This is a genomic window from Burkholderia sp. BCC0322, assembly GCF_902833045.1.
Lineage (GTDB): Bacteria > Pseudomonadota > Gammaproteobacteria > Burkholderiales > Burkholderiaceae > Burkholderia.
This window is the reverse complement of sequence record NZ_CADFDU010000006.1, coordinates 1-13081: the sequence shown is the minus strand read 5'-3', so window position 1 is coordinate 13081 and position 13081 is coordinate 1. Positions and strand designations below refer to the sequence as shown.

The window sequence follows — 13081 nt, the reverse complement described above, 5'->3', positions numbered from 1 at the left end:
GCCGGCAGCCTGCCGGCCGCGCACTCCGGGAAAGACGGCATCGTGTTTCGCACGGTGCCGTTTTCTTTTGGCGATGCGCGTTCGGCGCGTTCCGGCCTCGCACGGGGCGGCATTCCGTGCGGCTCAGCCGGCCGGCTTCAGCGCGCCGCCCTCACCCGGCTGCGCGCGCCCGTCGGCCGCGGCTTGCGCGCTGCCGCCTTCGGTGCCCCATTCAGCCGCGTCGCTGCGTTCGGCGGTCGACAGTTCATCCGCGCGATACCCGGTGCGATTCAGCAGCGCCAGCATGCAGATGAGTGACACGAGCGCGTAAAGCCCCGATGCGACCGCGACGCCGACGATGCTGCCGGTCGCGTTGAGGATCGCCTGCGCGAGCACGGGCGTGCCGCCGCCGACGACGAGCGCGCTCAGTTGGTACGCGAGCGACAGGCCCGTGTAGCGAATGTTCGCCGGGAACACGCGTGCGAGCACGCCGCCGACCGCGCCGTAGAACATCGCTGACGGAATCGTCGAGATGCACATGCCCGCGACGGCCACCCAGTACGAGCGCGTCGCGAGCGCATGGAACATCACGGGCATCAGCACGATTTCCGGAATCAGGATCCAGCACATCGCGCGCCGCATGTCGACCTTCGACACGAACCACGCGCCGACCGGCTGCATCAGGAACTGCACGACGAGCGAGATCGACAGGATGCCGAGGAACGTGCCCTGCGCGTAGCCGAGCTCCTTCGTCGTCCACGACAGCGCGAACGTGCTGCGGAAGTACGTGACGTTGATCACCGGCAGCGTGCCGGCCGCGAGCAGCACGACCACCCAGTGATCGCGCACGACATCGCGCAGCGGCAGCTTCACGGTGCGCTTGCGCGCGAGCACGCGCTGCATGTCGACCGACTCCTCGAGCTTCAGCCGGATCACCATGCCGATGATCACGAGCACGGCCGACAGCAGGAACGGAATGCGCCAGCCCCACATCAGGAACGACGGTGTCGGCAGCGCGCTCAGCGCGAAGAACGCGGCCGTGGCGAGCAGGTTGCCGGTGGGCGAGCCCTGCTGCGCGAACGCCGCATACAGGATGCTGCGATGCTTCGGCGCGTTCTCGCTCGCGATCAGCACCGCGCCGCCCCATTCGCCGCCGACCGCGATGCCCTGCAGTACGCGCAGCACGACGAGGCCGGCCGGCGCCCAGACGCCGATCTGCGCATAGCCAGGCAACAGGCCGATGCCGGTCGTGGCCAGCCCCATCATCACCAGCGTGATCACGAGCGCGGTCTTGCGTCCGACACGATCGCCGAGATGCCCGAACACGATGCCGCCGAGCGGCCGCGCGGCGAAGCCGGCCCAGAACGTGACGAACGCGAGCAGCGTCGCGACGCCGGGATCCATCGTGCGCGAAAAGAACACCTTGCCGAACACGAGCGCCGCGGCCGTGCCGTAGATGTAGAAGTCGTACCACTCGATCGTGGTGCCGACGAACGCCGCGAAGGCGGCGCGGCCGGGCCGCGGTTGCGGCGCGGCGGTCGGGGATTGCTGACGGCTCATCGATGTCTCCATGTTGGGTTTCGGGGGCGCGACTGTCGCGCGCCTTTCCCGGTGGCCGGCATGACGCCGCCGGCCGGCGGCGTCATGTCAGTCGGGGGGCGCGTGGCCGGGCGCCGTTTTCAGCACGCCGGCATCGAGCAGTTGCTGCTGGAGCGCGCGATCGACGCCGAGGCGATCGAGCACCGCGCGCGTGTCGCCGCCGAGCGCGGGTGGCGGCGAACGATAGGTGGCCGGCGTGCGCGACAGCTTCACCGGCGACGCGGTGCCGCGATACGCGCCGATCTCGACGAACAGGTTCCGGTGCATTGCATGCGGATCGTGCGCGACGTCGGCCACCGTTCGCACGGGGCCGCACGGCACGCCGGCCGCCATCAGGTCACGCGCGAGCGGCTCGCAGGCGTGCGCGGCGAGCCGTGCCTCCAGCGCGGCCTTCAGCTCGGGCCGGTGCGCGCAGCGGCTGCGGTTGTCGACGAAGCGCGGATCGCTTGCGAGCGCCGGCGCGCCGAGATGCGCGACGAGCCGCGCGAACTGCCGGTCGTTGCCGATCGCGAGGAAGATCGGCACGGTCGCCGTGCGGTAGCTGTCGTACGGCGCGATGTTCGGATGCGCGTTGCCGCTGCGCTCCGGCACGCGCCCCGAGCCGAAGAAGTTCGGCAGGTGCGGATGCAGCAGCGACACGCCGCAGTCGTACAGCGCGATGTCGATCGACTGCCCGCGCCCGCTCTTCTCCCGCTCCGCGAGTGCCAGCAGGATGCCCGCGAGCGCGTTGAGGCCCGTGACCATGTCGACGATCGGCAGGCCGATCCGCGTCGCGTCGCCGTCGCGCTCGCCGTTCACGCTCATCAGCCCCGCCATCGCCTGGATCACCGCGTCGTAGCCGGGCAGCCCGCCGAGCGGACCGTCCGCGCCGAAGCCCGTCACCGCGCAGTGGATCAGCCACGGAAAGCGCGGTTGCAGGTCGCGCGCATAGTCCATCCCCCAGCGCGCGAGCGTACCCGGCTTGAAGTTCTCGACGAGCACGTCGGCTTCGTCGAGCAAGCGCCACAGGATCGCGCGCCCTTCGTCGCGCGACAGGTCGAGCGCGAGCCCTTGCTTGTTGCGGTTCACGCCCATGAAGTACCACGCGGTATCGCCGAGGAACGGCGGCCCCCAGCCGCGCGTCTCGTCGCCGTCCGGCGGCTCGATCTTGACCACCGTCGCCCCGTGGTCGGCAAGCGCCTGCGTGCAGTACGGACCGCCGAGCACGCGACTCAGGTCGACGACCCTCAGGCCGTCCAGTGCGCCACGCGTCGTGCTCATCGTTCGACCTCCGGCAGCAGGTCGAGCGCGGTATCGAGCGCGATCGGCGTGCCGCGCAGCAGCGCGTCATAGGCGGCCGATTCGTCGTCGCGCGATGCCGGCGCAAGCGGATCGACCGGCAGCAGCTTGTGGCGCAGGATCAGGTGCGCGAGCGCGAGCCGCCGGAAATCCGGCGCGAGCCGCACGCCCTCGCACGCCATCAGCACCGCAGCGCTCGCGTAGTACAGCGCGGACGCGGCCTGGCGCACGCGAGCGTCGTCGCCTTCGGCTGCGACCCGCATGAGCGCGTCGCAAGCGCGCGCGAGAATGCGCCGCAGCGCCGCACGGCTCGCCTCGGGCAGCGGCGCCCCGCCAAGCCGGTCGCCGAGAAACGCGCGCAGCGCATCGAGCGACTGTTCGCGCTGCGCGGCCCGCGCGACGTCGAGCGCGACGATGTTGCTCGTACCCTCCCAGATCGAGCCGAGATGCGCGTCGCGCACGACGCGCGCGTCGCTCCATTCCTCGATGTAGCCGGTGCCGCCGCGCACTTCCATCGCATCGCCCGTCACGCGCCTCGCATCGCGGCACGCGCGGAACTTGATCAGCGGCGTCAGGATCCGCACGCAGCGCGCGGCCTGCTCGTCGCCCGCATCGGCCTGCGGCAGCAGCAGCGCGATCTGCATGAACATCGCGCGCGCGGCCTCGGCCGGCAACAGCATCTTCAGCAACTGGCGCTGCATCAGCGGCATCTCGATCAGCTTGCGACCGAAGGCCTCGCGACGCGCGGCGACGTGCAGCGCTTCGTTCAGCGCACGCCGCATCAGCCCCGCCGCGCGCACGCCGTTCGACAGTCGCGACATGTTGATCATGTCGGCCATCTGGTGAAAGCCGCGGCCGATCTCGCCGATCAGGTACGCCTGCGCACCTTCGAGCGCAATCTCGCCGCTCGCCATCGAACGGCTGCCGAGCTTGTCCTTCAGGCGCACGATTCGGTAGCGGTTGCGCGTGCCGTCCGGCAGCGTCTTCGGCAGCAGGAACAGCGCGAGACCCTTGATGCCGTCCGGCGCGCCGTCGGGCCGCGCGAGCACCATCGCGAGATCGGCATCCGCGTTCGAGCAGAACCACTTGTCGCCGGTCAGGCGCCAGACGGTCTCGCCGTGCGCATCCGTCTCGCGCGTCGCCCGCGTCGAGATCCGGCCGACGTCGGAACCCGCCGCCTGCTCGGTCATGAACATCGCGCCCTGGTACAGCGTGTCGAAGTCGCGCGACGCCAGCATCGGCAGGTAGCGCGCGACGAGCGCCGGATCGCCGAAACGGCGCAGCGTGCGCGTCAGCGAATCGGTCATGCTGACCGGGCAGCACAGCCCGAATTCCGCCTGCACGAACAGGAACGTCAGCGCGTACTTGACGAGCGGCGGCACCGATCCGGACCCGTGGCTCAGCGACGCGAGCCCGAGCTCGGAATACGCGACGCGTTCGAGCGCGACATACGCGGGATCCTTGTCGATCCGCTGCACGGCCTCGCCACGCCGGTTGCGAGGCTCGAGCACGGGCGGGTGCTTGTCCGCGCGCGACGCCCATTCGTCGAGCTCGCCCGACACGCGTGCGCCAAGCGCGCGCAGTTGCGGCTCCAGACCGGCATAGTGCGCATCGCCGAGATGCAGCTTCAGCAACGCGCCGAAATCGGGATCGACCGTGAAGAAATTGATGCCCCGGGTGTCGGGGATGTTGGATGCGCCGGCGTCCGGCGCACGAGCGGTGTCGTTCATGCGTGCGTCTCCTGGGTTGCCTGCACGTCGGCTGGAGGGAGCGCCGCGGCGCCCGGCCAATCCCGTGCAAAGCCTTCCGCAGAGCGTAGGCGCGCGTTCGATAAGCGTCCAATACAGGATTTATCCGGTACGATAGATATCGCTTATCGATACCGATGCCGCGAGGAGACCCCATGGAACTGAGGCAGTTGCGCTACTTCGTGGCGGTCGCCGAGGAACTGCACTTCGGGCGCGCGGCGAAGCGCCTGTTCATCTCGCAGCCGGCGCTGAGTTTCGACATCCGCAAGTTCGAGGACGCACTCGGCGTCCAGCTGTTCTCACGCACCAACAAGACCGTCGCACTGACCAACGCGGGCGAGGTCCTGCTCCGCGAAGCGCGCCGGCTGCTGCTGCAGGCGGCCGAGGCCGAACGCCTGACGGTGCGCTCCGCATCGGGTCTCGCGGGCCGGCTGCGAATCGGCTTCGTTCATTCGATGCTGTATCGCGGGCTGCCCGACGCCGTGCGGCGCTTCGAAGCCGACTATCCGGGCGTCGAGGTCGTGCTGAGCGAAATGAACACACAGGCGCAGGTGCAGGCGATCCAGCGCGGCCAGATCGATCTCGGCTACGCGCACTGGGGCCATTTCCCGCCCGAGGTCGAATCGACGCCCGTCTATGCGGAACCGTTCGTGTGCTGCCTGCCGGCCGCGCATCCGCTCACGCGGCGCAAGCAGGTCGCGCTCGCCTCGCTGGCCGCGGAACCGTTCATCCTGTTCCCGCGCGAAGCGGCGCCGCACTATCACGACCTGATCATCGCGCAGTGCGTGAACGCCGGTTTCAGCCCGCTCATCCGCCACGAGGCGCGGCTGTGGCAGACGATCCTGTCGATGATCGAGTTCGGGATGGGCATCGCGCTGGTGCCGCGCGTGCTGCAGCAGGTGAAAAGCGAGCGGCTCGCGTTCCGGCCGCTGAAGGATGCGTCGCTCGAATCGCGCACGCTCGCGCTGAAGCGCAGCGGCGCCACTGAACCGGTTGCGCTGCGCTTCGCGGACTACGTCCGCGCGTCGATCGACACGCTGCCCGCGCTCGCGGGCTGAGCGCACGCCCCCGCCGCTACGTCACAACTTCGCGTCGGGCTGGAGTACCGGCTGCGCACGGCGATACCACACCGTGTACACGACCGACAGCGCAACCAGGAACGGAATGCCGAAGATCAGCGTCATGTGGAATTCCGCCGTGAAGTAGGTCGTCACCATCACCGCGAGCATCAGGCCCGCGCCGAGCAGCGTCAGCAGCGGAAAACCGCGCATCCGGAACGCGGGCGCCGGCAGGCCGAGCGCCGCGCGGCGACGCCGGAAACAATAGTGCGTGACGAAGATCATCATCCACGTGAACAACGCGCCGAACATCGACACCGCCATCATGATCGTGAACGACGCGTCCGGATACAGCACGCTCAGCACGGTCGCCAGCGCGATGCCGAGCGTCGACAGCATCAGCGCGCCAAACGGCACGCCGCGTGCGTCCACTTCGCCGAGCGCCTTCGGCGCATGGCCCGCACGCGACAGGCTGAACATCATCCGCGTCGTGATGTAGAGCTGGCTGTTCATCGCGGACAGTGCGGCGATCAGCACGACGAAGTTGATCAGCCCGGCCGCGCCCGGCAGGTGAATCGCCTCCATCACCTTCACGAACGGGCTTTCGTCGCGCCCTGCCGCCGTCCACGGCACGATCGCGAGCATCAGCGCGAGCGTGACGAGGTAGAACAGCACGAGGCGCACGATCGTCGAGCGGAACGCACGCGTGACCGCGCGCTCGGGATCCTCGGCTTCACCGGCCGCGACGGCGATCATTTCGATGCTCAGGTAGCTGAAGATCGACACGATCACCGCGACCCACGTGCCCCACGCCCCCTTCGGAAAGAAGCCGCCGTGATCGGTGTAATGGTGGAATCCCGCGCGCGCGGCACCGTCGCCGACCAGCCCCGGATTGCCGAACACGACATAGGCGCCGAGCAGGATGAAGGCAACGATCGCCGCGATCTTCACGACCGAGAAGCCGTACTCGACCGCGCCGAACACGTCGACGCTGCGCGCATTGACGAACACCAGCAGCGCGGAGAACCCGACGATCCACAGCCAGCCCGGCACGCCCGGGAACCAGTACTTCATGTACAGCGCGATCGCGGTGACCTCGGTGCCGACCGCGAGCACGATGCACGCCCAGTACGCGTAGCGCACGAGGAATCCGGCCCACGGGCTCACGTAATGTTCGGCATACGCGCCGAACGAACCGGAGGTCGGGTGCGCGACCGTCATCTCCGCGAGACAGCCCATCAGCAGCAGCGAGATGAACGCGCCGATCGCGTAGCTGACGAGTACGCTCGGGCCCGCGAAGCCGATCGCGAAGCCGCTGCCGAGAAAGAGACCGGTGCCGATGGCGCCGCCGATCGCGATCATCGCCATCTGCCGCGCGGAAAGCGTGCGACGCAGGCCTTGCTCGCGCGCCGCGATATGCTGGAATTGCCGTTCTGGTTGCATCGAATGACCTCGTTCGAAAGCGATTGTCCGGTCGGAACGTCGACAGCGCGCGGGCCGGCGCCGGACCGGCCGGCCGCTGCGCGCCGCGTGCTCAGAACAGGTGACGCAGGCCGGCCGCCACGCCGGTCTGGTTGCCGCGTCCGGGCAATTCCGTGAACGCGCCGCCCGTCACGCGGTTGTAGTCGAGCGTCGCGTAGACCTGCGTTGCCTTCGACAAAGCGTACTCGGCCTCGAGCACGCCCGTATAGCGCTTGCCGCCGTTGCCGGCGACGCCGTTGACGTTGCGGATGTCGTCGTAATACGCGACGCCCGTCACCGACACGGCCGGCGTGACCCTGACGCTCGCGCCCGTATAGAAGATCGCGTCGCGACGCGGGTTGTCCGCGAACGCACCGTAGGTCACGTCGCGGCCGGGCGCGTTCAGCAACTGCTGGTCGAGCATGCCCGTGCGGTCGATGCCGCCGAGATAGCCCGCGTACAGGGTCGCCGCGCCGAACGCGTAGCGTGCGCCCGCGCCCCACGCCTGCTGCGCGCGGCTGTTCAGGTCGCGCACCTGCTGGTACGTCGCGCCGACCATCAGCCCGCCCTGCGTGTACGACACGTGCGTGCCCCAGTACGCATTCGCGCCGAGGCTGCCCGCGACGCCACCGAAGCCGTAGCTCGCGCCGACGTTCAGCCCGCCGAACGTGCCGTCGTAGCTGACGACGTTGCTCGCACGCCCTTGCGTGAGGAAATACGGCCACATGTTGGCCGTGTAGTTGCCGACCGTCAGCGGATCGAGATCGCCGAACAGGTTGAACGCCTCGGTCGCCTGGCGGCCGAGCTTCACGGTACCCCAGTCGCTCGCGAGTCCGACATACGCGTAACGGCCGAACAGCGCGCCGTCGAGCTGCCCGTTCTGCGGCTCGAAGCCGCTCTCCAGCCGGAAGATCGCCTGCAGCCCGCCGCCGAGCGCCTCGCTGCCCTTCAGCCCCCAGCGGCTGTTCGTGATCGCGCCGTTGGTCATCTGCACGCTCGCATCGTTCGACGCGTCGGCATGCGTCGTATAGCGAATGCTCTGGTCGACGATCCCGTACAACGTCACGCTGCTCTGCGCCATCGCACCGCTCGCGGCAAGCGCACCCGCCATCATTGGCAGTGCGAATCGATTGATTGTCCTCATGTTCTCCTCCAGTCCTGCTCTTGTTTATCGATGATTGCGTGAATGCACACCGCGCACTGCGGTGTTCCTGCTAGATGCGTGCCGCGGGCAGCGCGACGTACGCGACGAGTTCGACGCGCATCGCCGGATGGGCGAAACCCTGCACACCGACGCACGTCCGGTTCGGATACGGTTCGCGGAAGTGGCGCCGGTATTCGGTATCGAATTCGGGCATGGCCTTCACGTCGGACAGGTAGACAAGCACCTGCGCGACGTCGTCCATCGTCGCGCCGGCCGCCGCGACGGCCTTCGCGAGATTCGCGAGCGTGACGCGCGCCTGTTCGCCCATCGTGTCGCCGGCAATCGCACCGGACGCGTCGACCGGCCCGTGCCCCGTAAACATCAGCCCGCCCGCGCGGGTCGCCCACGAGAACGGTTGCGCGAGTTGCGGCAGGTCGACCGGGATCGTTTCCGCCATCGTGTCCTCCTTTGGGATCGGGATCGGGAAATTCAGGCGGCCTGCCGCGACACGCCGCCGAGCACGTCGGCGATCGCGTTCGCGACGTGCTCGACGTTCGCATCGTTCAGGCCCGCGATGCACATGCGCCCTGAGCGCAGCAGATAGACGCCGTGCGATGCACGCAACCGGTCGACTTCGGTCGCGGCCATGCCCGTGTAGCTGAACATCCCGCGTTGCGTGACGAGTGCGTCGAACGCGCGGTCCGGCAGCCGCGCGTCGAGCCGGGCCTTCAGTTCGCCGCGCATCCGCTTGATGCGCGCGCGCACCTGCGCGACCTCGTCGTCCCAATGCGCGCGCAATGCGTCGTCGTTCAGCACCGTCGACACGAGTTGTGCGCCGAACAGCGGCGGGCTCGAATAGGTGCGGCGCACGCCGGCCTGCAACTGGCTCAGCACGGTCGCGGCCTCGCCCGCGTTCGCGCAGACGACCGACAGCCCGCCGACGCGCTCGCCGTACAGCGAGAAGTTCTTCGAAAACGAATTGCCGACGATCGCGGGCAGCCCGGCATCGACGATCGCGCGCACGGCCCACGCGTCGTCGGCGAGACCGTCGCCGAACCCCTGGTATGCCATGTCGAGGAACGGAATCAGCCCGCGCCGCGCGAGCACGTCGATCACCGCGCGCCATGCATCGCGGTCGAGGTCGAGCCCCGTCGGGTTATGGCAGCACGGCTGCAGCAGCACGACGCTGCGCGCCGGCAACGCATCGAGCGTGGTGAGCATCGCGTCGACGCGGATGCCGTTGCGCGATGCGTCGTAGTACGGATACGTATGCACGTCGAGGCCGGCGGCCGAGAAGATCACACGGTGGTTGTCCCACGTCGGGTCGCTGATCCAGATCGCGCTGTCGGGGAAATAACGCTTCACGAATTCCGCGCCGAGCCGGATCGCGCCCGATCCGCCGAGCGTCTGCAGCGTCGCGATGCGCCCTTCCGCGAGCGCCGTGCAGTCGTCGCCGAACACGAGGCACTGCACACCGTGCCGGTACGCGGCGAGCCCTTCCATCGGCAGGTACGTGTGAGGCGCACCGGCATCGCGTAGCCGCGCGGCCGCGATGCGGGTGCTGTCGAGCACCGGAATCCGGCCCGAGTCGTCGTAGTAGAGGCCGATGCTCAGGTTGACCTTGTGCGGATGCGCATCCTGCTGGAATGCGTGGAACAGCGACAGGATCGGATCGCCCGGGTAGGCGGGAACGTGTTCGTACATGGCGGAATGACGGTAAAGGTTGAAGGCGGCGGGACAACCGGAGGCATCACGTTGCGTCGGGATGAGCGGCCAGGACATGGGGCGCATGTTATCGAGGACGAAATAGAATGAGCTTCACTTTTCGATGACGAACCAACCAGATTTCAGTAGAGTCTGCGGATCTCATCTAAAAATTCACCGGATTCTGCGAAATGACCCTGGATCGAACCGACATGCGGATCCTCCGGCACCTCGAACGGGACGGACGCATCAGCAATCAAGACCTCGCGAACGCGGTCGCACTGTCGCCGTCGGCATGCCTGCGGCGCGTGAAACTGCTGGAGGAACGTGGCGCCATCGCCGGGTATCGCTGCGCGATCGAGCCGAAGAAGGTCGGTGTCGCGTTCGAGGCGCTCGTGCATGTGTCGATGCGGCCGGACGTACCCGAGTGGCACGACCGGTTCGTGGAGGCGATCCAGCAGTGGCCGGAGGTCATCGCGGCGCAGATCGTCACGGGCGGGTCGAACTACGTGCTGACGGTGCGCGCGCGCGATCTCGATCACTATTCGGATTTCGTGATCAACCGGCTGCACCGCGCCGCGGGCGTGATGTCGATCAACTCGAGCATCGTGCTCGCGACGCTCAAGCGCGACGGGTCGATCCTCGATCTCGTCGAGCCATCCACGGCCGGTTGACCGATCGTTGCGCGGGTCTGAAAAAAATTTGCAGAAAGGGCTTTACGAACCCCAAAAGCTCTGACATAATTTCAGCTTCTTTGGGCGGTTAGCTCAGCGGTAGAGCACTGCCTTCACACGGCAGGGGTCACTGGTTCGATCCCAGTACCGCCCACCAAAGAATTCAAGGCCCTGCGTCTCACGACGCAGGGCCTTTTCGTTTTGATGCGCCGGATTCACCACTCACCTGCGCAGACTCGCCTTGACCGGCAACCATCGCCTCCTCCACGAATCCGTCGTCTCGATCTCGATCAACATGCCCCTTCGTCACCGGCGTGTCGATTTGCGTCTGCGGGCAATCGATGTCGGTCCGGCTAACGCACTGAAGCGCTGCGCGGCTTTCCGACGATAAAGCCGCGCGACCAATCGGACGCCGGTGCAGGAGCATTGCCCTCAAGCGTTGCCCGGCCATTGACGCGCGTCGATTCACCAAACACCATTAACGTGTATCGGCCAATGCAAATCGGATAAATCCGCCGTCAGCAGCAAAATCTTCCATTTCTTCGCGCGTCCAGCCCCGTCGGCTCAATGCCGTCTCCCGGTTCGGCGCACGAACAATGTTCAGACATTTCACTCGGGTCATTAACATCCTTTCATGACGAAAGAAAGCAAATTGCCAGTGTAATTTTTGGTAATTGTTATGTAACATTTGTAGAAATCCAGATGCATAGAATCCTTACACCAAATAACAGCCGGCCGAATCGGCATCGCATTTAGGCACGAAATCATGACTTGCGACGGCGAGAGTTGGCGATAGAGATTGCACACCCATGTCCCCAGAGCATAACGACTACACACTCTGGCTTACCGGTCTGAGCGGCGCCGGCAAGTCAACCCTCTCTCGCGAAATTGCGGCGCAGTTGCGCGCACGCAATATTCCGACGTGCATCCTTGACGGCGATGAATTGCGGGCAGGTGTTTCTCCCGATCTCGGCTTCTCGCGGGAAGATCGTACCGAGAACTGCCGCCGCACCGCCGAGATCGCCAGGTTGCTCAATAGTCAGGGCTTCATGGTGATCGTCGCGCTGATCTCGCCTTACGAGGCCGACCGGCAGCGGGCACGACAGATCGTGGGGGCGGACCGGTTTGTCGAGGTCTACCTGAAAACCGATATCGCCACTTGCTCCGCACGTGATCCGAAGCAGCTTTACGCGAAGGCGATCACCGGCCAGACAATGCAATTCACCGGCATCTCGGATCCCTATGAAGTACCGACCGCGCCTGATCTCGTCGTCGACACGGGATCGATGGATATTGCATCGTCGGTCGCGCTCGTCATGAATTTCGAACGGCAGCGATTCGCGCACGCGTAATCCCGCCCGTTCGTGACCACGCATCCGAACAACGACGCACTGTGCTCCGTTGATCGTGCCACCTCAAAGGTCGACACGATTGACGGACATCCTCCGTGCTGGGGAACGTCACGCCCCGTCGCAAGAAAACCGCTCGGCGGTCCGGCGGCGCGCGTCAGATCCCGAACGGAACACATTCCACATGCGTCCCGCGCCATTGCGGCCGCACGAACCCAGGGCGACGTGTCGCACGACTACCCCACCCGCTCCGCCGTCGCATCGAACGCGCGCTTCGCCTTGTCGACGATCTCGTCGACCTCCGCCTCGCGAATCACGAGCGGCGGCGACAGCAGCATCCGGTCGCCGGTCGCGCGCATGATCAGGTTGCCGTTGAAGCAGAAGTCGCGGCAAATCGTGCCGATATCGACGTTCGCACCGAACCGCTCGCGCCGGTTCCGGTCGCACGCAAGCTGAACGCCCGCGACCAGCCCCGCTCCCGCAATCTCACCGACGATCGGATGGCCGCCCAGCGCATCGCGCAGCCGGCGCTGGAAGTACGGCCCGATATCGTTCTTCACGCGCTCGACGATCCCTTCGTCGCGCAGCAGCTTCAAGTTCGCGACCGCGACGGCCGCGGCAACCGGGTGGCCCGAGTACGTGAGGCCGTGGTTGAATTCGCCGTTGTCGATGATCGGTCGCGCCACGCGCTCGTGAATGCCGACGGCGCCCATCGGCACGTAGCCCGACGTGAGGCCCTTCGCCATCGTGATCAGGTCCGGCTCGAAACCGAAATGCTGGTGTGCGAACCATTCGCCGGTGCGGCCGAAGCCGCCGATCACTTCGTCGGCCACCAGCAGGATGTCGTACTTGCGGCAGATCCGCTGGATTTCCGGCCAGTACGTCGACGGCGGGAAGATCACGCCACCCGCGCCCTGGAACGGCTCGCCGATGAACGCCGCGACGTTCTCCGCGCCGAGTTCGAGGATCTTCGCTTCGAGCTGCTGCGCGCGGGCCAGGCCGAACGCTTCCGGCGTTTCACCGGCCGCTGCCTCGCCGAAGAAATACGGCTGGTCGATATGCACGATGTGCTCGACCTTCGACGGCA

Annotated in this window: 12 protein-coding genes and 1 tRNA gene; 4 read left to right on the top strand and 9 right to left on the bottom strand. The window is 67.0% G+C overall.

Features of this window, described 5'->3' with window-relative positions:
- Positions 1–123 precede the first annotated feature (123 nt).
- The 3 genes from HWX39_RS18335 to HWX39_RS18325 form a co-directional block, all read right to left on the bottom strand.
- On the bottom strand, positions 124–1539 hold the full coding sequence (locus tag HWX39_RS18335; RefSeq protein WP_175969415.1) for an MFS transporter: 1416 nt from the start codon (positions 1537–1539) through the stop codon (positions 124–126).
- 87 nt (positions 1540–1626) lie between these two features.
- Positions 1627–2838, bottom strand: coding sequence for a CaiB/BaiF CoA-transferase family protein (locus HWX39_RS18330; RefSeq protein WP_175969414.1), 1212 nt, complete (start codon positions 2836–2838; stop codon positions 1627–1629).
- Positions 2835–4586, bottom strand: coding sequence for an acyl-CoA dehydrogenase family protein (locus HWX39_RS18325; protein WP_175969413.1), 1752 nt, complete (start codon positions 4584–4586; stop codon positions 2835–2837). Before HWX39_RS18325 ends, HWX39_RS18330 begins: the two co-directional genes overlap by 4 nt.
- A 173-nt stretch (positions 4587–4759) precedes the next feature.
- Between HWX39_RS18325 and HWX39_RS18320 the strand changes: the two genes are divergently transcribed.
- The gene (locus HWX39_RS18320) at positions 4760–5662 is read left to right on the top strand and encodes a LysR family transcriptional regulator (protein ID WP_175969412.1); all 903 of its coding nucleotides are present in this window, start codon (positions 4760–4762) and stop codon (positions 5660–5662) included.
- Positions 5663–5683: 21 nt separating this feature from the next.
- Here HWX39_RS18320 and HWX39_RS18315 read toward each other — a convergent pair whose 3' ends face one another.
- From HWX39_RS18315 to HWX39_RS18300, 4 genes are all read right to left on the bottom strand, one after another.
- Positions 5684–7105 carry an amino acid permease gene (locus HWX39_RS18315; protein ID WP_175969411.1) on the bottom strand — a complete coding sequence of 474 codons (1422 nt, stop codon included), beginning with the start codon at positions 7103–7105 and terminating at the stop codon, positions 5684–5686.
- A gap of 91 nt (positions 7106–7196) precedes the next feature.
- The gene (locus HWX39_RS18310; protein WP_175969743.1) at positions 7197–8234 is read right to left on the bottom strand and encodes a porin; all 1038 of its coding nucleotides are present in this window, start codon (positions 8232–8234) and stop codon (positions 7197–7199) included.
- A 103-nt stretch (positions 8235–8337) separates the two neighbouring features.
- A complete protein-coding gene (locus HWX39_RS18305) occupies positions 8338–8724 on the bottom strand; it encodes a RidA family protein (RefSeq protein ID WP_175969410.1) in 387 nt (128 codons plus the stop codon).
- Between the two features lie 32 nt (positions 8725–8756).
- Positions 8757–9971: an amino acid aminotransferase gene (locus HWX39_RS18300; protein WP_175969409.1), complete on the bottom strand. Its 1215-nt coding sequence runs from the start codon at positions 9969–9971 to the stop codon at positions 8757–8759.
- Positions 9972–10162: 191 nt separating this feature from the next.
- Between HWX39_RS18300 and HWX39_RS18295 the strand changes: the two genes are divergently transcribed.
- Both HWX39_RS18295 and HWX39_RS18290 read left to right on the top strand, forming a co-directional pair.
- Positions 10163–10645 carry an Lrp/AsnC family transcriptional regulator gene (locus HWX39_RS18295; RefSeq protein ID WP_174917730.1) on the top strand — a complete coding sequence of 161 codons (483 nt, stop codon included), beginning with the start codon at positions 10163–10165 and terminating at the stop codon, positions 10643–10645.
- 82 nt (positions 10646–10727) lie between these two features.
- Positions 10728–10802 (top strand) — tRNA-Val (locus HWX39_RS18290).
- Positions 10803–11123: 321 nt separating this feature from the next.
- Here the strand turns inward: HWX39_RS18290 and HWX39_RS18285 are convergent.
- The gene (locus HWX39_RS18285) at positions 11124–11333 is read right to left on the bottom strand and encodes a hypothetical protein (RefSeq protein WP_175969408.1); all 210 of its coding nucleotides are present in this window, start codon (positions 11331–11333) and stop codon (positions 11124–11126) included.
- Positions 11334–11454: 121 nt separating this feature from the next.
- Between HWX39_RS18285 and cysC the strand changes: the two genes are divergently transcribed.
- A complete protein-coding gene (gene cysC / locus HWX39_RS18280; protein ID WP_175969407.1) occupies positions 11455–11997 on the top strand; it encodes an adenylyl-sulfate kinase in 543 nt (180 codons plus the stop codon).
- 233 nt (positions 11998–12230) lie between these two features.
- Here the strand turns inward: cysC and HWX39_RS18275 are convergent.
- Positions 12231–13081 (bottom strand): aminotransferase class III-fold pyridoxal phosphate-dependent enzyme (locus HWX39_RS18275; RefSeq protein ID WP_175969406.1); only part of this gene is annotated, 851 nt, incomplete at its 5' end.